The sequence below is a fragment of the Streptomyces krungchingensis genome, assembly GCF_054729265.1.
On record NZ_JBPUKY010000001.1, the window covers coordinates 8,047,429 to 8,072,794 of the forward strand.

Annotated in this window: 22 protein-coding genes; 9 read left to right on the forward strand and 13 right to left on the reverse strand. The window is 72.2% G+C overall.

Annotated features, from left to right (window positions below; all coding sequences use genetic code 11):
- Positions 1-23: 23 nt before the first annotated feature.
- A complete protein-coding gene (locus ACSYGO_RS35125) occupies positions 24-1,133 on the forward strand; it encodes a winged helix DNA-binding domain-containing protein (protein ID WP_460388990.1) in 1,110 nt (369 codons plus the stop codon).
- A 21-nt stretch (positions 1,134-1,154) separates the two neighbouring features.
- On the opposite strand, the gene ACSYGO_RS35130 is transcribed toward ACSYGO_RS35125, so the two are convergent.
- The 4 genes from ACSYGO_RS35130 to ACSYGO_RS35145 form a co-directional block, all read right to left on the reverse strand.
- Positions 1,155-1,802, reverse strand: a complete 648-nt coding sequence (locus tag ACSYGO_RS35130; protein WP_359501189.1) for a LysE family translocator — start codon at positions 1,800-1,802, stop codon at positions 1,155-1,157.
- A gap of 294 nt (positions 1,803-2,096) precedes the next feature.
- Positions 2,097-2,888: a S1 family peptidase gene (locus ACSYGO_RS35135; protein ID WP_426682624.1), complete on the reverse strand. Its 792-nt coding sequence runs from the start codon at positions 2,886-2,888 to the stop codon at positions 2,097-2,099.
- Between the two features lie 1,006 nt (positions 2,889-3,894).
- Entirely contained in the window at positions 3,895-6,744 is a 2,850-nt protein-coding gene (locus ACSYGO_RS35140; RefSeq protein ID WP_460388993.1) for a helix-turn-helix transcriptional regulator, read from the reverse strand.
- Between the two features lie 762 nt (positions 6,745-7,506).
- Positions 7,507-8,367 carry a helix-turn-helix transcriptional regulator gene (locus ACSYGO_RS35145; RefSeq protein ID WP_426682626.1) on the reverse strand — a complete coding sequence of 287 codons (861 nt, stop codon included), beginning with the start codon at positions 8,365-8,367 and terminating at the stop codon, positions 7,507-7,509.
- 102 nt (positions 8,368-8,469) lie between these two features.
- Between ACSYGO_RS35145 and ACSYGO_RS35150 the strand changes: the two genes are divergently transcribed.
- Together ACSYGO_RS35150 and ACSYGO_RS35155 are read left to right on the forward strand one after the other, a co-directional pair.
- Positions 8,470-10,149, forward strand: coding sequence for an AMP-binding protein (locus tag ACSYGO_RS35150; RefSeq protein WP_426682627.1), 1,680 nt, complete (start codon positions 8,470-8,472; stop codon positions 10,147-10,149).
- Entirely contained in the window at positions 10,113-11,759 is a 1,647-nt protein-coding gene (locus ACSYGO_RS35155; RefSeq protein ID WP_460389795.1) for an AMP-binding protein, read from the forward strand. The genes ACSYGO_RS35150 and ACSYGO_RS35155 overlap by 37 nt, the downstream gene beginning before the upstream one ends.
- A gap of 11 nt (positions 11,760-11,770) precedes the next feature.
- Here the strand turns inward: ACSYGO_RS35155 and ACSYGO_RS35160 are convergent, their stop codons facing one another.
- The 5 genes from ACSYGO_RS35160 to ACSYGO_RS35180 form a co-directional block, all read right to left on the reverse strand.
- Complete coding sequence (locus ACSYGO_RS35160) at positions 11,771-13,030, reverse strand: ATP-binding protein (protein ID WP_460388996.1); 1,260 nt, start codon at positions 13,028-13,030, stop codon at positions 11,771-11,773.
- Positions 13,017-13,313, reverse strand: coding sequence for a hypothetical protein (locus ACSYGO_RS35165; protein WP_426682629.1), 297 nt, complete (start codon positions 13,311-13,313; stop codon positions 13,017-13,019). The genes ACSYGO_RS35160 and ACSYGO_RS35165 overlap by 14 nt, the downstream gene beginning before the upstream one ends.
- A gap of 9 nt (positions 13,314-13,322) precedes the next feature.
- A complete protein-coding gene (locus ACSYGO_RS35170; RefSeq protein WP_426682630.1) occupies positions 13,323-13,682 on the reverse strand; it encodes a hypothetical protein in 360 nt (119 codons plus the stop codon).
- A 205-nt stretch (positions 13,683-13,887) separates the two neighbouring features.
- Complete coding sequence (locus tag ACSYGO_RS35175; RefSeq protein WP_460388997.1) at positions 13,888-14,343, reverse strand: hypothetical protein; 456 nt, start codon at positions 14,341-14,343, stop codon at positions 13,888-13,890.
- 152 nt (positions 14,344-14,495) lie between these two features.
- The gene (locus tag ACSYGO_RS35180; protein WP_460389796.1) at positions 14,496-15,386 is read right to left on the reverse strand and encodes a hypothetical protein; all 891 of its coding nucleotides are present in this window, start codon (positions 15,384-15,386) and stop codon (positions 14,496-14,498) included.
- A 430-nt stretch (positions 15,387-15,816) separates the two neighbouring features.
- Between ACSYGO_RS35180 and gcl the strand changes: the two genes are divergently transcribed.
- Positions 15,817-17,601, forward strand: a complete 1,785-nt coding sequence (gene gcl, locus ACSYGO_RS35185; RefSeq protein ID WP_460388998.1) for a glyoxylate carboligase — start codon at positions 15,817-15,819, stop codon at positions 17,599-17,601.
- A 492-nt stretch (positions 17,602-18,093) separates the two neighbouring features.
- On the forward strand, positions 18,094-18,945 hold the full coding sequence (locus ACSYGO_RS35190; protein WP_426682633.1) for an alpha/beta fold hydrolase: 852 nt from the start codon (positions 18,094-18,096) through the stop codon (positions 18,943-18,945).
- Positions 18,946-19,240: 295 nt separating this feature from the next.
- Here the strand turns inward: ACSYGO_RS35190 and ACSYGO_RS35195 are convergent, their stop codons facing one another.
- The 4 genes from ACSYGO_RS35195 to ACSYGO_RS35210 form a co-directional block, all read right to left on the reverse strand.
- Positions 19,241-19,489, reverse strand: a complete 249-nt coding sequence (locus tag ACSYGO_RS35195) for a hypothetical protein (RefSeq protein ID WP_095937383.1) — start codon at positions 19,487-19,489, stop codon at positions 19,241-19,243.
- A 472-nt stretch (positions 19,490-19,961) separates the two neighbouring features.
- Positions 19,962-21,419 carry a catalase gene (locus ACSYGO_RS35200; RefSeq protein WP_432188978.1) on the reverse strand — a complete coding sequence of 486 codons (1,458 nt, stop codon included), beginning with the start codon at positions 21,417-21,419 and terminating at the stop codon, positions 19,962-19,964.
- Positions 21,420-21,614: 195 nt separating this feature from the next.
- Positions 21,615-22,655, reverse strand: a complete 1,041-nt coding sequence (locus ACSYGO_RS35205) for a 2-hydroxy-3-oxopropionate reductase (protein WP_460389797.1) — start codon at positions 22,653-22,655, stop codon at positions 21,615-21,617.
- On the reverse strand, positions 22,652-23,491 hold the full coding sequence (locus tag ACSYGO_RS35210; RefSeq protein WP_426682164.1) for a TIM barrel protein: 840 nt from the start codon (positions 23,489-23,491) through the stop codon (positions 22,652-22,654). Before ACSYGO_RS35210 ends, ACSYGO_RS35205 begins: the two co-directional genes overlap by 4 nt.
- A gap of 182 nt (positions 23,492-23,673) precedes the next feature.
- Here ACSYGO_RS35210 and ACSYGO_RS35215 point away from each other — a divergent pair, with 182 nt between their 5' ends.
- The 4 genes from ACSYGO_RS35215 to uraH all read left to right on the forward strand — a co-directional run bounded on the left by ACSYGO_RS35215 (position 23,674) and on the right by uraH (position 25,365).
- Positions 23,674-23,925 carry a YkoF family thiamine-binding protein gene (locus ACSYGO_RS35215; RefSeq protein WP_426682165.1) on the forward strand — a complete coding sequence of 84 codons (252 nt, stop codon included), beginning with the start codon at positions 23,674-23,676 and terminating at the stop codon, positions 23,923-23,925.
- Positions 23,922-24,290: a helix-turn-helix domain-containing protein gene (locus ACSYGO_RS35220; RefSeq protein WP_028800614.1), complete on the forward strand. Its 369-nt coding sequence runs from the start codon at positions 23,922-23,924 to the stop codon at positions 24,288-24,290. The genes ACSYGO_RS35215 and ACSYGO_RS35220 overlap by 4 nt, the downstream gene beginning before the upstream one ends.
- A 164-nt stretch (positions 24,291-24,454) precedes the next feature.
- A complete protein-coding gene (uraD, locus tag ACSYGO_RS35225) occupies positions 24,455-24,970 on the forward strand; it encodes a 2-oxo-4-hydroxy-4-carboxy-5-ureidoimidazoline decarboxylase (protein ID WP_426682166.1) in 516 nt (171 codons plus the stop codon).
- Entirely contained in the window at positions 24,967-25,365 is a 399-nt protein-coding gene (gene uraH, locus ACSYGO_RS35230) for a hydroxyisourate hydrolase (RefSeq protein WP_426682167.1), read from the forward strand. Before uraD ends, uraH begins: the two co-directional genes overlap by 4 nt.
- Position 25,366: the final 1 nt, after the last annotated feature.

Sequence of the window (25,366 nt, forward strand, 5' to 3'; positions counted from 1 at the left end):
CAAGTGGGGTTAGCGTGCGGAGCATGACGAAGACGACCACGACGGCCCCCGTGCTCGGCACCCGCGCGCTCAACCGCGCGACCCTCGACCGCCAGCTCCTGCTCCGCCGGTCCCCGCTGTCCGCGAAGGCCGCCGTCGAGCACCTGCTCGGTCTCCAGGCGCAGAACGTGAAGCCGCCGTACTACGCGCTCGCCGCCCGCCTCGAAGGATTCGCGCCGCACGCGCTGTCCCGGCTCATGGCCGACCGGGAGGTCGTCCGCATCGTCACTCTGCGCTCCACCATCCACACCGCCGCCGACGCCCTCACCCTGCGCCCCCTCGTGCAGGCCGCCCGCGACCGCGAGCTCGTCACCTTCCGCAAGGGGCTGACCGGCGTCGACCTGGACCGGCTCGCCGCGGTCGCCCGTGAACTGGTGGAGGCGGAGCCGCGCACCATGAAGCAGCTGCGTGAGGCGCTGCTGGCCGACTGGCCGGACGCCGATCCCTTCGCGCTGTCGGTCGCCGCCCGCTGCCGGCTGCCGCTCGTCCAGGTCACCCCGCGCGGCCTGTGGGGGCAGAGCGGACAGGTCGCGCTCACGACCGCCGAACACTGGCTGGGCCGCCCCGCCGAACCGGCCCCGGCTCCCGACGAGGCCGTCCTGCGCTATCTCCGCGCCTTCGGCCCCGCCTCGGTCAAGGACATGCAGACCTGGGCCGGCCTGACCCGCCTGCGCGAGGTCTTCGAACGGCTCCGGCCCCGGCTGCTCGTCTTCCGCGACGAACACGGCGTCGAACTCTTCGACCTCCCCGACGCGCCCCGCCCGGACGCGGACACCCCCGCCCCGCCGCGGTTCCTGCCCGAGTTCGACAATCTGCTGCTGTCCCACGCCGACCGCACCCGGGTGGTGCCCGCCGACCTCAAGGGGCGCTCCTGGCAGGGCAACCAGGCGTACTGCACCCTGCTCGTCGACGGCTTCCTGGCAGGGGTGTGGAAGCTGACGGAGGACGCCCTCGTCATCGAGCCGTTCGGCACCCTGACCAGGGCGCAGCGCGCCGAGGTGACCGAGGAGGGGCAGCGGATGCTCGGCGTCCTGCACGAGGGGGAGCCGGGGAAGACGTACGACATCCGGTTCGGGACCGTCGTACGGGCCTGACTCCCTGGGCGAGCCCGGGAGTCAGTCCGCGCGGCCCGTCACCGCCACCGTCACGCCGAGCCCGATCATCGTGAAGCCGCCCGCGCCGCCGATCAGGGAGAGGCGGCGGTCGGAGCGGGCGAACCAGGCGCGGGCCGCCGACGCGGTCAGGCCCCACAGCGTGTCCGTGACCAGGCCGATCGAGATGGGGACCAGGCCGAGCAGCAGCATCTGCAACGGCACGTGCCCCGCCGCGTGGTCGACGAACTGGGGGAGCACCGCGGCGAAGAAGACGATGCCCTTGGGGTTGGTGACCCCCACCAGCGCGCCGTCCAGGAGCGTGCGGAGGTCGCCACGGGGCGGAGCCGCGGCGTCCGTCCGGATCGTGGAGGCCTTCATCTCCTTGCGGTGCCGGAACGCCTGCACGCCCAGGAACACGAGATAGGCGGCGCCGGCCAGCTTCACGGCGAGGTACACCGTCACCGAACGCTCCACCAGCGACCCGATGCCGAAGGCGACGGCCACGACCAGCAGATACGAGCCGACGACGTTGCCGAGCGCCGTCGCCACCGCGGTGCGCCGGCCGTGCGCGAGTGCCCGCCCGATGACGAACAGCACGCTGGGTCCGGGAATCACGATCACCAGCAGCGACATCGCGGCGAAGGCCAGGAAACGGTCCGTGGACACCATGTCCATCACCCCCAACGGGCCCCATTCAAACAGGCGGTGCTCGGCGAGGCATGCGGTCCGGGGGACGGCGCCTTCGTCGACGCGTACCGGATCCCGGCCGAGCCGGTGCGGGTGTGGATCCACGAGGTGCCGGCGGTCAGTCGGGGTACCGCGGGGAAGCTGACCGCCGGCAGGCGGAGGGGTTGGACAGGAGGCGCTGCGGACCGCTCGTGGAGGCTCGCAGCGCCCCCTGGCTCTCACCTGAGGAATGCCTCAGGAATTCGTGGCCGGCCCGACGGCCGGGGTGGGCGCCGGCTAGGAGTTGACCTGTGCGGTCACCAGGCCGGAGAACGTGGTCAGACGGGTGTAGACGCCCGGGTAGCCGGCCTCCGCGCATCCCTCGCCCCACGAGGTGATGCCCGCCAGGACGCCGCCGATGAGCAGCGGGCCGCCGCTGTCGCCCTGGCAGGTGTCGACACCGCCCGAGGTGTACCCGGCGCAGACCATGTCCGAGGCCACGAAGTCCGAGCCGTACGAGCTCGCGCAGCTGGAGTCGGACACGGTCGGCACGGTCGCCGTGCGCAGCTGGTTGGAGGAGGCGCCGCTCTCGGAGGTGGTGCCCCAGCCGATGACGCGGGCGGTGGCGCCGGTCGCGTACACGCCGGTGTCCGAGGAGGAGACGTACTTCGCGGTGGCGTACGGCATCGACGTGGACAGGGTCAGTACGGCCACGTCGTCGCCGTTGGAGGCGTCCGTGTAGTCGGGGTTGATCCAGATCTTGCTGACCTTGCTGACGGTGCCGTTCGTGCCGTTCAGATAGGTTCTGCCGCCGACGACGCGGATGCTGCCCGTGGTCTCGCCGACCATGCAGTGGGCGGCGGTGACGACCTTGTCGGCGGCGACCAGGGTGCCCCCGCAGAACTGCTTCTGGGAGGCGTCCGTGATCTGCATCATGAACGGGTACGCGGTCGTCGTGGTCGCCGTGCCGCCGACGATCGGCTGCGGGAGGGCCACGGCGGAGGGGGCACCGAGCAGGGCGGTCGTGGCGGCGGCAGCGGTCGCCGCGCAGACGGCGGCTGTCTTCTTGGCGCGGTTGAGCCCGAACATGGGTCTCCTCGGAGGTTTGCCGGTGGGGGGACGCGCGGGTGGGGGGTGGTGCACGACGCCCCTGGCTGGGGAGCCGTGTGCCCGAGCGAGCGGCACGTGGATCACGCTAGAAGCGGATGCCGCCGCTGCCCAATGAGGGAACCCCCTAGGGGGATTGGGGGAGGGAAAACCCTTGGACGGGCGGGGTGGGGTTTGGCGTGCTGTGCCGCCCGTTCGGTCCTGCGACGGGGCTCGGCCGCCGTTCGGCCGTTCGGCCGAACGCTCCGCCGTCCCGCGCCGTTGCGCCGAACGGGGCGCCCGCGCTGCTCCGTTCGGATGCAAAGGGCGCTTCCGGTACGCCCGTTCGGCCGAACGGACCTGCTCCTCGGGCCCGTTCGGCCGAACGGGTCGTGCGCGGGGCAGGGTTCGGCCGAACGGGTAGTGCGCGCGGGCCCGGCCACCGCGTGCCGCGGCCCGCTCCCGACCTCGCCGGCCCTCCGCTGCGGCGGGCTCCCGCCCTGGCCGGCCCTCCGCTGCCGAGGGCTCCCGAACCGGCCGGGCGCTCCGCCCGTCCGGGCCTTCCGTCCGGCCGGTGCGCCGCCCCACCGGTCGTCCGCCCAGCCGGGTGCCGGCTCGGTCGGTTCTCCGAGCACCCGGAGCTCGAACGAGGCCCGGCTGTCGGGAGCTGGGTGGGGTTGTGGGTCGGGGGTTCGACGCGGCCCGGCCGTCGGGAGCTGGTGGGGCCGTGGGTTCCGGGTTCGACGTGGCCGATCGTCAGGCCGGGCGCCGAGTCGTCAGGCGCTCTGCGCGGCAGGGGCCTACGGTCAGCTGGTGCACCGCTCGCCGGTACTCCGCCGTGCCGGGCGCGCGCGGAGCGGGGGCCGGCCGCCGGGCCGGGCCTCGCTCGCCCGGTGTTCCGCTCGGCCGGGTTCTCGGGGCGGCCGCAGTTCCGGTCGGCCGGTGTCCTCCGGCCGGGTGTGCCCGGTGTACCGGGCGTCCGGCCGGCCTCGTTCGGCGGGGCGGCGCGTCAGCCCGGTCTGCGCTCCGCCGCCAGGCGCACGATGTCGACCCGGGAACGGATGCCGAGCTTGCGGTACACCCGGGTGAGGGTCGCCTCGACCGTCTTGACGCTGATGAAGAGCCGCCCGGCGATCTCGCGGTTGGTGGCGCCCTCCATGACGAGCGCGGCGACCTGCCGCTCGGTCGCCGCGAGGGTGTCCAGAGCCGCGGGCGCGAGCGGCGGCGCGGGAGCACCCGCGGCGGACGCCGCCTCGACCTGGCGGAGCCAGGGGAGGGCCCGGCAGCGACGGAAGAGCCGGGCCGCCTCGTCGTACGAGGTGGGCCCGGGGACAGCGGTCCCAGCCGCCCGCGCGAAGCCGAGGGCTTGCGGGAAGGTGCGCAGGGCGGCGAGCGCGTACGCCGCGCGGGCCTCCTCCAGGCCGTAGCCCAGTTTGGCGAGTCGGTCCTGCGCGGAGGCCAACTGCCGTTCGGCGGGACCCTGTTCGCCACGAGCGGCGCGGACGAGGGCCTCGGCTCGGTCCAGGACCGCCAGCACGCTCTCGCGTTCCAGCCGCAGTGCCCGCTCGCGGGTCACGTCGATGACGTCCTGCGCCTCCACGACCTCACCGACGCGCACGAGTGCCTCGGCGAGGTCGCCGTGCCAGCGCCCGCGCGCGGGATCGACGACGCCGAGGTTGCGCTCCAACTCCCGTACCCGGCGCAGGGACTGCACGGCCCCGGCCGCGTCACCGGCGACCAGCCGGGCGTGCCCGAGAGCACCCAGGGCGCGCGAGAGGTAGACCAGGTCGCCGTCCTCCTCGGCGCGGTCCACGGCCTCCCGGGCGAGCGCGAGCGCCCGGTCCACGTCGCCGCCGGCCGCCTCGGCGAGCGAGGTGAACATGGCGGTGGCCGCCTCCCCGATCCCGGTGTCACGGGCGAGCCGCAGGCTTTCCCGGGCCAGGTCCAGCGCCCGGCCGCAGTGCCCGGCGCGCAGCTCGGTCTCCGCGAGCCCGCGCAGGAAGTGCACCTCGCTCTCGACCATCCCGCGGCGCTGCGCCTCGCGCAGCAGCGCGGTGATCGTCGTACGGGCCTCGGCCAGCCGGTCGCCCATGATCAGCCAGCGGAAGCGGGCGGCACCCGCGCCGTTGTGGTCGCAGGCCACCCGCGGGTCCTGCGGCTCGCGCATCGCCCGCTGGATGGTCCCCGGGGCGCCGGGGTGGCCCATCAGGGTCTCCATCTGCGCCTGGAAGCCCAGCGCCAGGAGCTCGGTGCGCCGGTCACCGGCGCGCGCCGCGAGCCGCGCCGCACTCGCCGCCTCCTCGCGGCCCTTGGCCATCTCGCCCTCCACGAGCAGGGCCCGCCAGGCCAGTTGGTAGCGGACCAGGGCGAGCAGCCCGGGGTCCTCGCCCGCGTCCGCGAGCGCCTGCGGGAAGACCGCGTCGACCTCCGCCATGGCCTGCCCCGCCGCGTCGATGACGACGATCCAGGCCCGTACCCGGTCCGCGGGCCCGGTGGCGTGGGACAGCACCTCACGCGCGATGTCCCGCGCGAGATCCGTCTCTCCGGCGGTCAGCGCGTCCTCCGCGGCCTGGAGGCGGCGCTGGTCGGGGCCGGGCACGGCATCGGGCGGGGTGTGCCGGGCGGCCAGCAGTCCGAGGCCCGCGGCGACGGAGGGCGCGCCCCGGTCCCGGGCGGCGGCCGCGGCGTCACCGAGCCGGGCGGCGACGCCCGGGTCCGTCCCGGTGGTCGCCAGGGCGAGGTGCCGGGCGCGTTCGATGGGGTCGGAGGCGGCCGTGGACAGGGCGGTGTGCGCGGCCCGCCGCTCCTGGGCGCTCGCCTCCGCGTACAGCGCGGCGGACACCAAGGGGTGCGCGAACCGGATGCCCGGTGTCTCGCGTTCCGTGGCGAGCAGTCCGAGCGCCGCCGCCGACGCGGTGTCGGCCTCGGCGTTCGCACGGCCCGCCGCGTGCAGCAGCGCCAGGGTCGGCCGGGCCCCCGCGCTCGCCACGAGCAGGGTGCGACGGGCCTCCGCGGACAGCATGTCCAGCCGACTGAGGACGAGCGCCCGCAGGGACGTCGGCACGGGCAGGGGCTCGCCCGGACTCGGCGGGGTACGGGACTCGGCGAGGGCGCGACCCAGTTCGAGTGCGAAGAGAGGGTTGCCGCCACTGGTGCGGTGGATGTCCCGCACGGTCGAGCGGGTCAGGCCGGTGTGACCGCGCCGGTCGAGGAGCCGGGCCACATGGGCGCGGGTGAGCGGGTTGATCCGCAGGGCGAGGGTGTCCGGAGGAGACGCGCGTAGATAGCGGTCCGTCTGCAGTTCCTGCGACTCGGTCTCGGTGCGTACGGCGCACAGCATCCGTACGGGCACACCGCCCAGGCGGCGGGCGGCGAATCCGAGCAGTTCGGCACTGGCCGGGTCGAGCCACTGGAGGTCGTCGGCGACGATCAGCACGGGGCCCCGGGCGGCCAGGGCGCGGAGCACGGACAGCACGGCGAGCCGCAGCGCCAGACCGTCGCGCTGGAGGGTGGACTCGCCGCGGCCGGTGAGGGCGGACTCCAGGGCCGTGCGCTGCGGCGCGGGGAGCCCGTCCGAGACCTCGTCGACGACCAGGCCGAAGAGGTCGGCGAGCGCGAGGAACGGGAGATGGGATTCGGACTCGGTGGCGGAGCACCTCAACACGGTCCGTGCCGTTTCGGCGCATTCCGCGGCCAATGACCGCAGGACGGTCGACTTTCCTATTCCCGCGGGGCCGTGCACCAGCACACTGCCACCGCCGGAGAGTTGCGCACGCGCCTCGGTGAAGAGTTCCTCCCGGCCGATGACCAGGTCGGGGCGGGGTCTGGCAGGTTCGTTGAGGTCCCCTCGCACGGTCACCGCTCCCCTCGTGTGTCGTGTCCGGGCCAATATTAGGCAACGACTCTTTGAATTTCGGACTGTCGACATGGTGAGGGAAATAACAAGCCTGCCGCATAACTGATTTCAGTGCCGAGCGGACTGAATGGACAGCCGCAGAAGGGGAGCGCTCCCGCCCGCCGGCCGGGGCCTTCTCCGCGTCGCGGCCCCCTTCCGTCCGGTGCCGCCGGAGGCTCTCCCGGGCCCGGACAGGCCCTGTTCGCGCCACGGGAGCGGTCCCGCGCTGCGGGGTGGTCCCATCTGTCGCGCACGGGCGGACGCCTGCCCGTGCGCGGGCCGAGGAAACCCCGCCGGGCGCGCCGGGATCGCGCACGGGCGCACCACCGCAACCTGCGCACGGGCGCAGCTCCGTGGGTCGCACGCGGCTCGCGCGCAGGAGCACCACACCCCCGCCGGTTCGTGCGGAGCCCCGCATCCCTCTTCTGGTTCGTGCGGAGCCCCGCGACTCACGCGCGACAGCCGCCCCTCGCCGGCGGGAGCACCGCCCGCGGGAGGTGACCCGTCCGCCGCGCGGGGAAGAAGCCCCGGCCTGCCCCGTACGGGCGGACCCGGCAGGCCACTCCGCATGGCGGGCGGACCCGGCAGGTCACCCCGCCCCGTACGGGCGGACCCGGCAGGTCACCCCGCCCCGTACGGGCGGACCCGGCAGGTCACCCCGCCCCGTACGGACGGACCCCGCAGATCACTCCGCACCACGGGCGGACCCCGCAGGCCACCGCGCGGCTAGGGAAGCAACCCCGCCCGGCGCGCCGCGACCACCGCCTCCAGACGGGTGTGCGCGCCCAGCTTCCGCATCGCCGCGCGCAGATACCCCTTCACCGTCTCCGGACGCAGCCCGAGGCGCTGCGCGGCGACCGCGTTGGTGGCCCCCGTCGCGACACAGGCGAGGACGTCCAGCTCGCGGGGCGCGAGACCCACCTCCCGCGCCGTGCGCCCCGCCTCCCGCACCGGCACGGACGGCGCCGCCGCGTCGGCCAGCCGCCCGCAGACGGCGAGGAGTTCGTCCCGCAGCGCCGGGTCGGCGATCCGCGGAGCCATCGCGCGCAGCGCCCCGTGGGCCTCTCGGACCTCTTCCCATGCACCGTCCGTCACCGACGGCTCCTGCCTGCGCGCGACGGCGAGCAGGTCCCGCGCCTCGTCCCGTACGACCAGCGCCTGCTCCACGTCCCGGGCCGCCGCGACCGCCGCGCCGAGCGTGCGGTCGCCCAGGGGCTGAGCCGTCCGCAGGGCGCCGTACAGCACACCGCGCACCCGCCGGCGTACGACGACGGGCACCGCGAGGACGGAGCACAGCCCCTCGGTGGCGACGGCCACGTCGTACTCGTGGCTGATCTGCCGCGAGGTCGAGTAGTCGGTCACCGCGCAGGGCCGGGCCAGGGCCACCGCCTTGCCGCCCAGTCCGTTCCCCGAGGAGACGGCGAGCGCGCTGAGCGCGGCCGTCGCGGTGCCGCTGAGTTCGCTGATGCGCACGTGCCGGCGCCCGGGATCGACCAGGCCGCCGAAGGCGACCGGCAGCCCCGTCGCGCGGCGCAGCCGCACCAGCGCACCACGCATCTCCACTGCCTCGGCTGCGTCTGCTGCCACCTGTTCGCCCCCTCTTCGCGGCGCACCCCCCGTCCGGGGGTGGTGAGACCTGCATCACGGAATACACGATGTTAGGCGGCGGTCCGGCAACGAGGAGGACACATGACGGCGACGACGGGCGCGACGGACGAGTTCCGCGCCGCGCGGGACTTCCTGCTGGAGCACCGCGAGGACTACCTCACGGCCTACGAGGGTTTCCGCTGGCCCCGCCCGGAGCACTTCAACTGGGCGCTCGACTGGTTCGACGTCGTCGCACGCGGCAACGACCGGACCGCCCTGCACATCGTGGAGGAGGACGGCGACCGCACCGAGGTCTCCTTCGCCGCGATGTCCGAGCGCTCGGACCGGGTCGCCAACTGGCTGCGCGCGCAGGGCGTGGGCGCCGAGGACCGTGTCCTCGTCATGCTCGGCAACCAGGTCGAACTGTGGGAGACGGCGCTCGCCGCGATGAAGCTGCGGGCCGTGGTCATCCCGGCCACCCCGCTGCTCGGCGCCGCCGACCTGCGTGACCGGGTCGAGCGGGGCCGGGTGCGGCACGTCGTCGTCCGCTCCGACGACGCGGAGAAGTTCGACGACGTGCCGGGCCGCTACACCCGGATCGCGGTCGGCGGCGCCCGCCCCGGCTGGCTCCCGTACGAGGAGGCGTACACGGCGGACGCGGCCTTCGAACCCGACGGTCCCACCCTCGCGGACGACCCGCTGATGCTCTACTTCACCTCGGGTACCACCGCCCGCCCCAAGCTGGTCGAGCACACCCACGTCTCCTACCCGGTCGGACACCTCGCGACCATGTACTGGATCGGGCTCAAGCCCGGCGACGTGCACCTCAACATCTCCTCGCCCGGCTGGGCCAAGCACGCGTGGTCGAACCTCTTCGCGCCGTGGAACGCGGAGGCGACCGTGTTCATCCACAACTACACGCGCTTCGACGCGGGCCGGCTGATGACGGAGATGGACCGGGCGGGCGTCACCACCTTCTGCGCCCCGCCCACGGTGTGGCGGATGCTCATCCAGGCCGACCTGACCCAGCTGCGGACGCCGCCCCGCGAGGCCGTCGCCGCGGGGGAACCGTTGAACCCCGAGGTCATCGAGCAGGTCCGGCGCTCCTGGGGTGTCACCATCCGGGACGGCTTCGGACAGACCGAGACGGCCGTCCAGGTCTCCAACAGCCCCGGGCAGAAGCTCAAGACGGGCTCCATGGGGCGGCCCTGCCCCGGCTTCCGCGTCGAACTGCTCGACCCGGTGACCGGCGCGCCGGGAGCGGCGGAGGGCGAGATCTCGCTCGACCTGTCGGACCGCCCGGTCGGCCTGATGACCGGCTACCACGGGGACGGCGACCGCACGGCGGAGGCGATGGCCGGCGGCTACTACCGCACCGGGGACATCGGCTCCCGGGACGAGGACGGTTACATCACGTACGTGGGCCGCGCCGATGACGTGTTCAAAGCCAGCGACTACAAGATCTCGCCGTTCGAGCTGGAGAGCGCCCTGCTGGAGCACGAGGCGGTCGCGGAGGCCGCCGTGGTCCCCGCCCCCGACGAGCTGCGGCTGGCCGTCCCGAAGGCGTACATCGTCCTCGCGGCGGGGTACGAGCCCGGTCCCGACACGGCCAAGGTGCTCTTCGAGCACTCCCGTACCGTCCTCGCCCCCTACAAGCGCATCCGCCGCCTGGAGTTCGGCGAGCTCCCCAAGACCGTCTCCGGCAAGATCCGCCGGATCGAACTGCGTGAGGCCACGGCCGCGGGATCCGCCGCCGAGTACCGCGAGGAGGACTTCCGGTGACAGAACTGTCCTACGCCCACGGCACGAGCACCACACCCCTGCTGGGCGACACGATCGGCGCCAACCTGGACCGGGCGATCGCCGCGCACCCGGAGCGCGAAGCCCTCGTGGACGTGCCCTCCGGACGCCGCTGGACGTACGCCGAGTTCGGCGCCGCGGTCGACGAGGTGGCGCGCGGACTGCTCGCCAAGGGCGTGCTCAAGGGCGACCGCGTCGGCATCTGGGCGATCAACTGCCCCGAGTGGGTGCTCGTCCAGTACGCGACCGCCCGGATCGGCGCGATCATGGTGAACATCAACCCCGCCTATCGCGCACACGAGTTGGAGTACGTGCTGAAGCAGGCGGGGATCTCGGTGCTCGTCGCCTCGCAGGAGCACAAGAGCAGCGACTACCGCGCGCTGGTCAACCAGGTCCGCGAGAAGTGCCCGGAGCTGCGGGAGACGGTGTACATCGGCGATCCGTCCTGGGACGCGCTGACGGCGGGTGCGGCCGCCGTGCCCGCGGAGCGACTGGCCGCCGCCGCGGCCGAGTTGAGCTGCGACGACCCGGTCAACATCCAGTACACCTCGGGCACCACCGGCTTCCCCAAGGGCGCGACGCTCTCGCACCACAACATCCTCAACAACGGTTACTGGGTGGGCCGCACCGTCGGCTACACCGAGCAGGACCGGGTCTGCCTGCCCGTGCCCTTCTACCACTGCTTCGGCATGGTCATGGGGAACCTGGGGGCCACCTCGCACGGCGCGTGCATCGTCATCCCGGCCCCGTCGTTCGACCCGGCGGCCACGCTGGAGGCCGTGCAGCGGGAGCGGTGCACGTCCCTGTACGGCGTCCCCACCATGTTCATCGCGGAACTGAACCTGCCCGGCTTCGCGACGTACGACCTGTCCTCCCTGCGCACCGGCATCATGGCGGGCTCGCCCTGCCCGGTCGAGGTGATGAAGCGGGTCGTCGCCGAGATGCACATGCGGGAGGTGTCCATCGGCTACGGCATGACCGAGACCTCCCCGGTGGCCCTGCAGACCCGGATGGACGACGACCTCGAACACCGCACCGGCACCGTCGGACGGGTCCTGCCGCACATCGAGGTGAAGGTGGTCGACCCGGTCGGCGGCATCACGCTGCCGCGCGGCGAACCGGGCGAACTGTGCACCCGTGGCTACAGCGTGATGCTCGGCTACTGGGACGAGCCGGAGAAGACCGCCGAAGCCGTCGACCCCGGCCGCTGGATGCACACCGGCGACCTCGCGGTGATGCGCGAGGACGGCTATGTGGAGATCGTCGGCCGCATCAAGGACATGATCATCCGCGGTGGCGAGAACGTCTACCCCCGCGAGATCGAGGAATTCCTGTACGCCCACCCGAAGATCGCCGACGTCCAGGTGGTCGGAGTGCCCCACGAACGCTACGGCGAGGAGGTGCTCGCCTGCGTCATCCCGCGCGACCCGGACGACCCGCTGACCCTGGAGGAACTGCGCGGCTTCTGCGAGGGACAGCTCGCGCACTACAAGATCCCCAGCCGCCTGCGCATCCTGGACGCCTTCCCGATGACGGTCTCCGGAAAGGTCCGCAAGATCGAACTGCGGGAGGAGGCCGCGCGGGAGCGGTGACGGGGTGCGGGTCAGCCGGCCTCCCCGGCGGCATCGACGGTGTCCTTCCGGCCGTCGGCTCCCTCCTCCGTCGCGGACGTCGCCTCCCCGCCCAGGGCGTGGCGGAGCCGCTCGGCGACCGACTCCTTGTCCGTGTCGGACAGTTCCGCCGTCGTGGCCGCCGGATGCGGCGGGGCATAGGCGCCGTGCGAGTCCGGAGCCGCGGGGGCACGCTGCTCCTCAAGAGCGGACAGCAAGGTGTCCTGTCCGACCGCGCCGAGCTTTCGGCGGGCCGTGCCGATCGCGGCGAGGATGACCGCCAGCTTGATGTCGCGGCCCGATACGTCGGCGACGTCGGCGAGTTCGTCGACCGACACGTCGTCCCGCACCGGCAGTTCCGGGGGCAGATGGGTCTGCCAGATCCGCATGCGGGCGGACCGGTCCGGCAGGGCGAAGTCGACATGCATGAGCCGGGACTCGATGGCGGCGTCGTAGCTGTGGGGCAGGTTGCTGGCGAAGACGACCAGACCGGTGAAGGTGTCGAGCGCCATCAGCAGTTCCGTGCGCATGGAGTTGATGGCGCTCTCCGCCGCCTGCTGTGGCTGTGCGAACCGGCGCGAGAGCAGTGACTCGGCCTCGTCGATGAACAGGACCGCGTTCTGTTCCCTGGCCGAGGCGAACAGCGCGGCGAGGTTCTTGGGCCCGTCGCCGTGGTACTTGCTTTCGAGATCCGACAGCCGGCAGGACAGCATGCGTCTTCCGAGCCGGTGCGCGATGGCGTGGGCGGCCATGGTCTTGCCCGTGCCCGGCGGTCCGCGGAAGTTCACCGCCGTGGACGGATTGGGCTCGATCGACCGCAGGTTCCAGGTGTCGAAGACGAGCGGAGCCACCTCCACGAGCGACACGCAGTCGAGGAGCCGGTCGATCGTGGCCTGCGGGAGTACCAACTGGTCGAAGGTGTAGAGCGGTTGGACCGCGCTGAGCCCAGGCGTCCGTAGCTCCGGGGAGGGGGCCGCACCCGATGACGCAGGGGGCGGTGTGCCGGTGACCGATGGCGGAGCGCCCGCCTGGCTCGCGTGGGCGAGGTCGTGGCCGTATCCCGCGCTGAAGGTGAAGGGCGCGGGGCGGTAGCGGCGGACGAGGTCGCCGAGCATGGCGAACAGACGCACCCGGAACTTCACCATCTCCAACTCGGGTACTTCTTCGGGGAACCCGGCGAGGAAGAGCTGCGGCGCGGTCCAGGGATCGGGGTGACCGTCGCGGTTCGTCGGCCGAGGCTCATGTCCTGACACGGATGACACCCCCCGATGTGCCGAGTCTGCGGGCGAGTTCGGGGTCCAGGGCGTGGGTGTCCCACGTCCTGGTGGCCGTGCGGACGCCGTTCGGTGCGAAGACTCCGCTGACCACGTGGTAGTCCCCGCCGGCCAGGCGGGTGGAGAGGATCTCGGCGTACCCGCCCCGCATGGCCTGTGCGGAGATCCACGCATCCACCATGTCCCACGTCAGCAGGGCCAGTACGGCGCCGGTGGCGAGGCCGCCCGCCAGGAGGAGCAGGATGAGGCTGATCGGTTCCATGCCGCCCCCTCACTCGTACACGACGAGACCGCGGCCCGCCGCGTGGTTCTGCACGATCTGCCGGCTCGGCTGCCGTGTGCTGGCCAGCGCACGGGCATCGAGCAGTCGGCCGGAAGCCGGGTCGAAGAAGCCCTGGACGACCCTGGTGCTCGCGGCGGCGGAGGTCTTGTTGAATACGCCTCCCACCTTCACGTAGTCCTGGTTCGCGATGCGCTCGGCGAGTGTGAATGCGATGGCGTGAGAGTTCTCGGCCTTGATCCTTCCACGGGCCTGGAACCATTCTGTGACGATTTCGATGGTGATGGCGACGATGACCACCGCTATGTAGCCGAAAAGGGCCACGGCGGCGGCGATGGAAAGCGGATCCATATTTCTCTTTCCCCCGATGATGTTCGTTTTCTTGCGGTTCTTTCTACCTGTGTCGACGGAACCACTGGTTCAGGCCGTCTTCATTCAACGTCCGATTCGAGCGCTGCCTCCGTCGTATACGGAAGGTTGCCAGGAGCATGCCTGCCGCCAGGATCAGTCCGGCGGCCGCGCTCGCCCATTTCAACATCGTTCCCTCCTCGGGGGTCTAGGTGAAGATGACGAGTTCGCGGCCGGCGAGCAGGGATCGGAGTTCGTCGTCCATCCGCTGCGCCACCATGAAGCGCCCGTAGGGGGCTCCTGAAGGGGTCAGGCAGGGGTGGTCGTGGCGGTCGACGAACAGTTGGAAGCACGGGATTCCGCGTGAAAGCCCTTTCCCGGTCAGGAGGGCGCCGTGGTGCACCTCGGGTGCGGGCGGACGGTCCTCGACGAAATAGCGGACGACTTCGTCGAAGGTGAGCAGGTCGAGGTGCAGCGGCCGCGGCATCTGGGCCCTTTTGATCGCGATGCCGCCGAGCAGATGCAGTACGGCCGCAATGGCTTCGGCGGGCTCGGGTGGTGGCTCATTCGCCCAGCGCCTGAAGCGGTGCGGGCGGCGGTTGTGCGGATCATTAGAATTCTGATCATGCTCGCCGTGGCGAGGCGAATATGGATCACCGGCCATGTGTCATCATCCCCCGAAGCCGTATATCCAGGGGAGCGAGTATAGCGGCGGCGCCTGTTTCTCGTGCCGGAGTTTTCGCCGATAATCCCGTCCGACTTGTTGTGCGAATTGTCGAGTGCACGGTGAGTCGGCCGGTGCGGCAGGTGTGTGTGTCACGCGCCGGAGACGGCGAGTTCGTCCGCGACGGTGTTCACGGGTTGAGGGGTTCCCGTGAGGTCGAGGACGAAGAGGGGGATCCCGAGGCTGTCCGCGCGGGCGCGGGCCTCGTCGGCGTAGCCCGCCAGGGAGAAGTAGACGCAGCCCGCCGACTCGGTCATGGCCGTCAGCCACAGGCACTCGACGTCGCGCACCGAGGCCGGGCGCACGGTGGGGTCCACCTGGGCCAGGATGCCGCGGGCGGCCAGCCCGATCCCGGACGGCGGACGCTGGTCCGCCCGCCGGATGTCGCGGTAGCCGAGCCAGCGCAGGTAGAGCGCCGCGGCCGTGACCGCGTCCCGTGCGGTACGGATGGTGACCGGCTGGAACGCCGGCCTTAGCGCCCCCGTGGGGTTGCCCGGCCGGCGAGCCGCGCCCTTCGAGACCCGTGCCGGGCCGCGCCTCTGCTCGCCCCCGGAACCCTGACGCTTCACCGCGCCGGAACCCGGGCCCCCTGCCGGGTCGGAGCCCGGGCCTTCGACCGCGCTCGACCCCGGGCCCCCGGCCGTGCTCGACCCCGGGCTCCCTGCCGCGCCCATGTCCGGGACCCCTGCCGCGTCGGCGTCCGGGACTCCCGCGGCGGGTACGCCCGGGGTGCGCGCCGTCTCCGCGTCCGCCCGGCCGCGACCCCTCCCGCCCTTGCCGTCGCCGGAGTCGATGCCGTCCCGCGGTGCCGCGTCCTCTCGTGTCCCGCCCTCCGGTGCCGTGTCCGCCGTGCCGGTCCGGGCCGGCGGGACCACCGGGATGCGCAGTGTCGTGCCGCAGGGGCAGCCCAGCTCGGGGTGCGGCCACTGGGCGACGTGGCCGCAGGCGCGGCACCGGACCGTGGCCCACTCCTCGTCCCAGATGCGGTGCGTGACGGGCGACGGGTTCGCGAGGCGGTCCAGTTCGGGCGTGACGGGCGCGCCGCACACGCAGGGATAGGGCGGTGCCGCGTAGAGGTGCTCGCGTCGGCAGGCCGGACACCTCACCGGCACGCTCTCGGCCATGGCCCACTCCAGGTCGTCACGTCGGGACAGCGTTCCCATCGTCCTCCTGCCGGAGGTTCGAAGGCGGCGAAACGGTTCGACGTCCACCGTCGGGGTCCCCGCCCGGCCCGCTCTTGACGCCCCTCATCACGCCGCCTACATTGCTTCCAGATAGTAGAAGTTATTTTCCGCAATGTGGAATCCATGGGCTGAGGGGCCCGAGGGTCCGCCGCGGAACCGCAAAGGAATCAACAGCTCTCCGCGGGGCGCGACGGGAGCGCGAATCCGACAGCCGAAGCAGGAGTACTCCATGGCTCGTATGACCGCTGCCCGCGCGGCAGTCGAGATCCTCAAGCGCGAGGGCGTCAGCAACGCTTTCGGCGTGCCGGGTGCGGCGATCAACCCCTTCTACGCGGCTCTCAAGGCATCCGGCGGGATCAACCACACCCTCGCCCGGCACGTCGAGGGCGCCTCGCACATGGCGGAGGGCTACACCCGGACCCACCCGGGCAACATCGGCGTCTGCATCGGCACCTCCGGCCCCGCCGGAACCGACATGATCACCGGTCTCTACTCCGCCATCGGCGACTCCATCCCGATCCTGTGCATCACCGGCCAGGCCCCGACCGCCGTGATCCACAAGGAGGACTTCCAGGCCGTCGACATCGCCTCCATCGCCAAACCGGTGACGAAGATGGCGGTCACCGTCCTGGAGGCGGCACAGGTCCCCGGCGTCTTCCAGCAGGCCTTCCACCTGATGCGGTCCGGTCGCCCCGGCCCCGTCCTGATCGACCTGCCCATCGACGTCCAGCTCACCGAGATCGAGTTCGACCCGGAGACATACGAGCCGCTCCAGGCGTACAAGCCGGCCGCCAGCCGCGCCCAGATCGAGAAGGCGATCGGGCTGCTGAACGCGTCCGAGCGGCCGCTGATCGTCGCGGGCGGCGGTGTCATCAATGCCGACGCCTGCGAACTCCTCGTGGAGTTCGCCGAACTGACGGGCACTCCGGTCGTCCCGACCTTGATGGGCTGGGGCATCCTCCCCGACGACCATGAGCTCAACGCCGGCATGGTGGGTCTGCAGACCTCGCACCGCTACGGCAACGCGACCTTCCTGGAGTCCGACTTCGTCCTCGGCATCGGCAACCGCTGGGCCAACCGCCACACCGGCAAACTGGACGTCTACACGGCCGGTCGCACCTTCGTGCACGTCGACATCGAGCCCACCCAGATCGGCAAGATCTTCGCCCCGGACTACGGCATCGCCTCCGACGCCAGGGCCGCGCTGGAGCTGTTCGTCGAGGTGGCACGGGAGTTGAAGGCGGCGGGCAGGCTGCCCGACCGTTCCGCGTGGGCCGCCTCCGCGCAGGAGAAGAAGGCCACGCTCCAGCGCCGTACGCACTTCGACGACATCCCGATCAAGCCGCAGCGCGTCTACGAGGAGATGAACAAGGCCTTCGGACCGGAGACGCGTTACGTCTCCACCATCGGCCTCTCGCAGATCGCCGGCGCGCAGATGCTGCACGTCTACCGGCCGCGGCACTGGATCAACTGCGGCCAGGCGGGTCCGCTCGGCTGGACGATCCCGGCCGCGCTCGGCGTCGCCAAGGCCGACCCCGACGCGCAGGTCGTGGCGCTCTCCGGCGACTACGACTTCCAGTTCATGATCGAGGAACTCGCCGTCGGCGCACAGCACCGGATCCCGTACGTCCACGTGCTGGTGAACAACGCCTACCTCGGCCTGATCCGCCAGGCCCAGCGGGCGTTCGACATCGACTTCCAGGTCAAGCTGGAGTTCGAGAACATCAACTCGCCCGAACTGGGCGTCTACGGTGTCGACCACGTCAAGGTCGCCGAGGGCCTGGGCTGCAAGGCGATCCGCGTGACCGACCCGGCCGAGCTGGGCGCCGCCTTCGAGCAGGCCAAGAAGCTCGCCGCGGAACACCAGGTCCCCGTGGTCGTCGAGGCGATCCTGGAGCGGGTCACCAACATCGCGATGTCCACGACGAACGACATCGGCAACGTCGTCGAGTTCGAGGAGCTCGCCACCGAGCCGGGCCACGCGCCCACCTCGATCAAGACCCTGAAGGTCTGACACGGCGTCGACACCGGCAGCGCCACGGGGGCGATACCGCCGACTCCCGGACGGGGCGGCTCACCGGAAGGTGGGCCGCCCCTTTCGCGCGCGGTCGACCGCTCAGCGTCCGCGGCGGGCCCGCACCGTGCCCGCAGCCGCCGGGCGGGCTGTGCCGCTTCCCGTGCCCGCGGCCGCCCGGGCCGCTTCCCGTGCCGGCGGCCACGGCGCGCGCGGCGGGCTGTGCCGCTTCCCGTGCCGGCGGTCGCCGGGAAGACAGAGCCGTTTTCCGTGCAGGCGATCGCCCGGAGCCGTTTTCCGTGCCGGCCGTCGCCCGGCCGCCCGGGCCGTTTCCCGTGCCGGCGGCCACGGCGCGCGCGGCGGGCTGTGCCGCTTCCCGTCCCGGCGGCCGCCCGGCGGACAGAGCCGCTTCCCCGGGCCCGGGCCCGCGGACACGGCCGCCCGGCGGCGGCGCTCTGTTCACACCGTGCCCCGACCCGGCATCCTCGCCCCATGCGGATGACCGTCCCCACGCCCCTCGGCGACCTCGCCGTGCGCTGCCACGGCACCCCCGGCGCCCCCGCCCTGCTGCTCCTGCACGCCAACCCCGGGGACGGCCGCGACTACGACGCCGTCCTGCCCGCCCTCGCCGACCGTCTTCGCACGTTCGTCGTCGACTGGCCGGGCTACGGCGACTCCACCGCACCCCAACCGCACCTGGTCACCCCCGAAGGACTGGTGGAGGCCGCGGAGCGGGTCCTCGACGCGCTCGCCGACGAGCACGGGGTGCGCGAGATCGCCGTACTCGGCAACAGCGTCGGCGGCTACGTGGCCTGCCGCCTCGCCGAGGGCCGCCACAGCCGTACGGTCACCGCGCTCGTCCTCGTCGATCCGGCGGGCTTCACCCGGCACACCGCCCTCACCCGCTGGTTCTGCCGCGAGGTGATGGGGCGGCCGGAGCGGGCCCGTCGGCTGGTCGTCCCGCTGGCCCGCGCGTACCTGGGCCGGCTCGGTACGCCGAGCGCCCGGGCGACCTTCGCGCGCGTCCGGCGCCTGCCCGACGACGAGGTGCGGCTCGCCGTGCACTGCGCGCTCTGGCGCGGTCTCGTCGACCCCGGCTTCGGGATGGCGGACCCGGCCGCCCTGGACGTGCCGATCCTGCTCCTGTGGGGCCGGCGCGACCCGGTGGTCCCGGCCGTGCTGGACGGCCGCAGGGCGCTCGGCGCGCTTCCCGTGCGGACGTCGAGCGTGGTGCTGCCCACCGCCCACGAGCCGTACAACGAGCGCCCGGACCTCTTCCTGGGCCACGTCCTGCCGTTCCTGAAGAACCCGAGGGCGGCCGGCGCCGGCCGGTCCCGCGGCTGAACGTCACGCAGCGGCGCGGCGGTCCGGGGCTCGCCCCTCGACCGCCGCGCCGCTGTTCTCGGTGGTTCCCCCGTACCCCGTACCCCCGTACTTCCGATCCCCCGTGCCCCCGTACCCCCGTACTTCCGTACCCCCGTTCCGGAGCCCGCCGCCCCCGTGCCGGCGGGCCCCGTGTGCCGAGAATGTGCCTCATCCGGGGGGAGTTGAAGCCCCCGGGACGGTGTTCAGAGGTTGATTTGAGGGTTCCGTAGGGCGGGTACGCCCGGTTGCGTACGCCGGGGGTCCTTCCGCGCCCTCAGTGGGACGGCTGCGCGGGGTGCCCGGGGTGCTCCGAGAGCCCGGGCCAGTCGTCCGGCCCGCCGCCCTGCCAGTCGATGATGTCGGTCGCCTCGACCTCGACCTCGTCGAGGTCGACGTCGGCGTGCCGCAGGATCTCGACGACGTCGTCGAGGTGGTAGGCGATACCGAGCGTCTCGTCCCCGGCGGTGACCCGCCGCGACCCGTCCAGTGCCGGAGCGTGCACAACGATGCTGGGAAAGTCCATGTCCTCAGGCTGCTGCGCGGCGGCCGTCTCCGCACCCGGAGAACAGGCGAGGCGCCGGGTACGGGACCGTCCGTACCCGGCGCCTCGGGCCGGTGAGCCGTGTGGTGGTTGCCGTCCGACGGCGCGAGGCTGGGCGCGACAGGACATTCGCGCCGCCGGACGGAGTATCAGGGTCCGCACGTGAGTGCGGGGAGGGGCCGCACGGGAGTGCGGCGGGAGGACCGCACCGGGAGTGCGGAGAGAGCCGCTCCGGGAGTGCGCGGACATAAGGAGAGAGCCGCACCAGGGGTACGGAGAGGACCGCGGCGGGTGCGATGGAACCCGGTTCCCCTTCCCTCAGGTCGAGAAGGGGGCCGGTGAACCGTCACCACCGCACTGGCTCGCACGCCGCCGCGGTCCCGGTCCTGCCCGGACGGCGCTGGACCACCCCTCATCCGGGTCCAGTGCCGTCACGGGCGGCTCGTGTCGAGGCTCAGTCCTCGCGCAGGGCGCGGACGGCCTCCTCCACACGCCGGCCGTACTCCGGGTCGGCGGCGTGGAAGTGGGCGAGGTTCTTCTCGATCACGTCGTCGCGGGAGACCTGGGAGAGGCCGCCGGCGATGTTCGCGATCAGCCGGGACCGCTCCTCGGCCGACATCAGGCGGTACAGCTCACCCGCCTGGAAGAAGTGGTCGTCCTTCGTGTGCAGCGGGGCCTCGTGGGTGCCCGTGTGGCCCGACACCGCGAGCGGTGCGGACAGCGGGCGGCCGGTCTCGGCCGGACCGTCGTACGAGTTGGGCTCGTAGTTCTTGGCGTGGCGGCCCTGGCCGTTGGTGGCCATCAGGCCGTCACGGCCGTAGTTGGCGGCGGCCGCGGCCTTCGGGGCGTTGACCGCGAGCTGGGTGTGGTTGACGCCCAGTCGGTAGCGGTGCGCGTCCGCGTAGGCGAACAGACGGCCCTGGAGCATCTTGTCGGGGGAGGGGCCGATGCCCGGGACGAAGTTGTTCGGGGAGAAGGCGGCCTGCTCGACCTCGGCGAAGACGTTGTCCGGGTTGCGGTCGAGGACCAGGCGGCCCACGCGCTGGAGCGGGTAGTCGCGGTGCGGCCACACCTTGGTGAGGTCGAACGGGTTGAAGCGGTAGTCGGCCGCCTCGGCCGCCGGCATGATCTGGACGTGCAGCGTCCAGGACGGGTTCACGCCGCGCTCGATGGCCTGGAGCAGGTCGGTCTGGTGCGAGTTCGGGTCCTTGCCCGCGATCTCCTGGGCCTGCTCGGCGGACAGGGAGCGGACGCCCTGGTTGGTCTTGAAGTGGTACTTGACGAAGAAGGCCTCGCCCTCGGCGTTCGTCCACTGGTAGGTGTGCGAGCCGTAGCCGTTCATGTGGCGGTACGAGGCCGGGACGCCGCGGTCGCCCATCAGCCAGGTGATCTGGTGCGTCGCCTCGGGGGCGTGTGCCCAGAAGTCCCAGACGTTGTCCGGCTCCTGCTTGCCCGTGAACGGGTCGCGCTTCTGGGAGTGGATGAAGTCGGGGAACTTGATGGGGTCCTTGATGAAGAACACCGGGGTGTTGTTGCCGACGAGGTCGTAGTTGCCCTCTTCGGTGTAGAACTTCAGCGCGAAGCCGCGCGGGTCGCGGACCGCGTCCGCGCCGCCGAGGCTGTCGGCCACGGTGGAGAAGCGCAGGAAGACCTCGGTGCGCTTGCCGACGGTGTCCAGGAAGTCGGCGTGGGTGAAGCCCGTGACGTCGTCCGTGACCTCGAAGTAGCCGTAGGCGCCGGAACCGCGGGCGTGCACCACACGCTCCGGGATGCGCTCGCGGTTGAACCGGGCGAGCTTCTCCAGGAGGTGCTGGTCCTGGAGCAGGAGCGGGCCACCGACGCCGGCGGTGGCGGAGTTCTGGTTGTCGGCGACCGGGGCGCCGGACTCGGTCGTAAGCACGCGCTTCGACATCGTGACCTTCCGTACGAGGGGGCAGCGGGGTCGGCGGAAAACTGATTCCGCTTCATGGACCTTCCGCTTGGTGGAGCCTAGGTTCGGGGCGAACTGGGCGTCAACAGTTTGTTGAAGAGGGATCCGGGCCGCGGCGGCGCCTGGGCGCGACAGGACAGGTGTCGACGCCGCCGCGGTCCGGACGTTCGGGAGGACTCAGACCTGGGCGCCGGAGAGGCGCTCGACCGAGCGCAGCAGCGCGGAGTGGTCCAGGCCGCCGTCACCCTGCGCGCGCAGGCTGGCGACGAGCTGCGCGACCATGCCGCCGACCGGCAGCGCGGCGCCGACGTTGCGGGCGGCGTCGGTGACGATGCCCATGTCCTTGTGGTGCAGGTCGATGCGGAAGCCGGGCTTGAAGTCGCGGTTCAGGAAGTTGTCCTTCTTGCGCGTCAGCACGGTGGAGCCGGCGAGACCGCCGTTGAGGACGTCGAGCGCGGCCCTCAGGTCCACGCCGGACTTCTCCAGGAAGACCACGGCCTCGGCGCACGCCTGGATGTTCACGGCGACGATCAGCTGGTTGGCGGCCTTCACGGTCTGGCCCGAGCCGTGCGGACCGCACAGCACGATGGTCCTGCCCAGTGCCTCGAAGATCGGCTCGGCCTCGTCGAAGTCGGCCTGCTCGCCCCCGACCATGATCGAGAGCACGGCCTCGATCGCGCCGGCCTCGCCGCCGGACACGGGGGCGTCCAGCACGCGGATGCCCTTGCCCTTCGCCGCCGCGGCGAGGTCCACGGAGGTCTGCGGGGTGATCGACGACATGTCGATCAGCAGGGCGCCGGCCTTGGCGTTCTCCAGGATGCCGTCCGGGCCGTAGGCGATGGCCTCGACGTGCGGGGAGGCGGGCACCATCGTGATCACGACGTCGGCCTCGCGCACGGCCTCGGCGATCGAGCCGGCCGCGGTGCCGCCGGCGGCGGCCAGGCGCTCCAGCTTGTCCTGCTCCAGCGTGTAGCCGGTGACCTCGTAGCCGGCCTTGATCAGGTTCTCCGACATGGGCGAACCCATGATGCCGAGGCCGATCCAGGCCACCGTCGGGCGGGCGGAGTCTGCGGGGTTGTTGCTCATGGGGGTGCCTCTCTGGCGTCTCTGCTGCGTCTGGGGGTGCCGCGGGGCGTCGGCTGCGTCCGCCCCGGGTGCCGCGCGGCGGGTTGCCCGGTCCGTGCGTGGCGCACGGCGGGGGCGGGCCCGGGGGCTCAGCGGGCGGCGCGGTCCTGCGCGGGCAGCCAGTCGAAGGCCTCCGCGCTCGGGCGGTCGCCGGGCTTGTACTCCAGGCCGACCCAGCCCTCGTAACCGGCCTTCCGCAGCTGGTCGAGGAGGTCCTCCAGCGGGAGGGTGCCGGTGCCCGGGGCGCCGCGGCCGGGGTTGTCGGCGATCTGCACGTGCCCGGTCCGGCCGGTGTACTCGGCGATCACCTGCGGCAGGTCCTCGCCGTTCATGGACAGGTGGTACAGGTCCATGAGGAACTTGGCGTTGCCGAGGCCCGTCGCCTCGTTGACCTTGTCGACCACGCCGATGCCGGCCGGCGCGCTGACCAGCGGGTAGTCCGGGGACTCCGGCTGGTTGAGCGTCTCGACCAGGAGGATCGCGCCGATCCGGTCGGCGGCGCGCGCCGCGAGGACCAGGTTCTCCAGCGCGAGCGCGTCCTGCTCGGCGGGGTCCACGCCCTCGACGCGGTTGCCGTACAGCGCGTTGAGCGCCTTGCAGCCGAGCGACCGGGCGAACTCCGCGGCCACGTCGATGTTGGCGCGGAACTTCTCCGACTCGGCCCCGGGGACCGACAGTGCGCCCCGGTCGGGGCCGGGCAGCTGCCCGGCGTAGAAGTTCAGGCCCGTCAGCCGGACGCCCGCGTCCTCGATCGCCTTCTTCAGGGCGTCGAGCTCGGACTGCTCGGGGGTGGGGGAGTCGACCCAGGGCCACCACAGCTCGACCGCGGTGAAGCCCGCCGCGGCGGCGGCCGCGGGGCGCTCCAGGAGCGGGAGTTCCGTGAAGAGGATCGACAGGTTGACGTTGAAGCGCTGCTCTGCGAATCCCATGGGGGTCGGCGCTCCCTTCCGTTGTCGAGATTCCGTATTACGGAAGTTCGTTTCTGCTTAATGGAAGATTGCCGTCGGGCGTCGTGGCTTGTCAAGGGGGTGCCGCAGGAAACCGGCCCGTACGGGGGGTCCGGCGCGGAGGGGGCTGCCGGGAAAACCGCGGTGCGCAGTAGGTTGAGCCCGTGCGATTGAGAGTGGAGTTCACGACCGAGCCCTTCGACCTCGACGAGGCGCCCCCGCACGCGCTGGTCGCCCGCGAGGTCATCGAGGCGGCCGAGCTGGACGCCGTGGACGTCGGCCCGTTCGGCAACACCGCGGAGGGCGGCGCGGACGCGGTGCTCACCGCGGTCGACGCGCTGCTGCGCCAGGCCCTGGGGGCGGGCGCCACCCGGGTCTCGCTCCAGGTGAACGTGGTCGGGGAGGGTGATAAGTGACCGGTATCGGGGACGACCCCTTCGTCACGGCGGTCAAGCCGCTGGTCGACGCCATGGGGGGCGAGATGCTGCCGCCCGGCGAGGCCGGGGCCGACGACGTCGTGCTGTCCTGGGAGGGCGCGGACGTCGTCGCCGTGCGCCTGCCCCAGCTCGCCGACTCGCTGGACCACATCCTGGCCGCCCTGGAGCGCAAGCAGGGCCGGCCGCTGGCCGATCTCGACCGCAAGGCGAAGCAGGAGGTCGTGCGCATACTGGAAGCGCGCGGAGCATTCTCCGTACGGCACGGCGTGGAGACCGTGGCGAGCGCGCTCGGCGTGAGCCGGTTCACCGTCTACAACTATCTGAACCGCGAAAAAGGGGCCTGACCAGGCACGACGCGGCGAGGGTCGGCTCGCGCGCGAGGCACCGCCGTCCGGACTGCCGGGCGGCGGTTTTTGTTACCCGAAGTTTTCAACAAAGTGTTGACGTGGTGTTTCCGAGGGCGTTAGCTATCCGCAGCCCGTCCAGCACAAGGCCACGGAGGCTTCCCGTGACTTCGAGTACGACACCTGGCGGTCTCGCCCGGTTCAACGCCCTGGAGGAGCAGGCGGCCCTCGCCGCACTCCACGAGGTGTGCGCCTCCACCGCGTGGGCCCGCATCCTGCTCGCCCGGCGCCCGTACGCCACCACCGACGATCTGCACCTGGCGAGCGACACCGCCATGGATGAGCTGACCGCCGCGGACCTGGCGGAGGCGATGGCGGGACACCCGCCGATCGGACGCCCGAAGCCGGGGGACCCCACCTCCTCCCGGGAGCAGCGCGGCATGGCCGGCGCCTCCGCGGAACTCAAGGAGGAGATGCTCGAACTGAACCTGGCCTACCAGGAGAAGTTCGGCCACGTCTTCCTGATCTGCGCCACCGGCCGGACCGGGGAGCAGATGCGCGACGCGGTCAAGGAACGGATCGGCAACTCGCCCGAGCAGGAGCGGGAGATCGTCCGCTCCGAACTGGGCAAGATCAATCGCATCCGTCTGGCCGGTCTCGTAGAGGGAGATGAGGCATGAGCACCGACACCACCGCCTCCGTGTCCACGCACATCCTGGACACCAGCGCGGGACGCCCCGCCGAGGGCGTCGCCGTCCACCTCGCGGCACGCGCCGGCGGTGAGGCGGACTGGGAGGCGCTCGGCGGCTCCGCGACCGACGCGGACGGCCGGTGCAAGGACCTTCCGGCACTGCCGGAGGGGACGACCCACGTACGGCTCGACTTCGCCGTCGAGCAGTACTTCGAAAAGAAGCAAGCCGATGCGCAGCAGGACGCCCCCGCGAATCGGGACAGCGGCGCGCCCGGAGTGTTCTTCCCGGAGGTGGCGATCACCTTCGCCGTCCGGCCGGGCGAGCACTACCACGTACCGCTGCTGCTCAACCCGTTCGGCTACTCCGTTTACCGAGGGAGCTAGC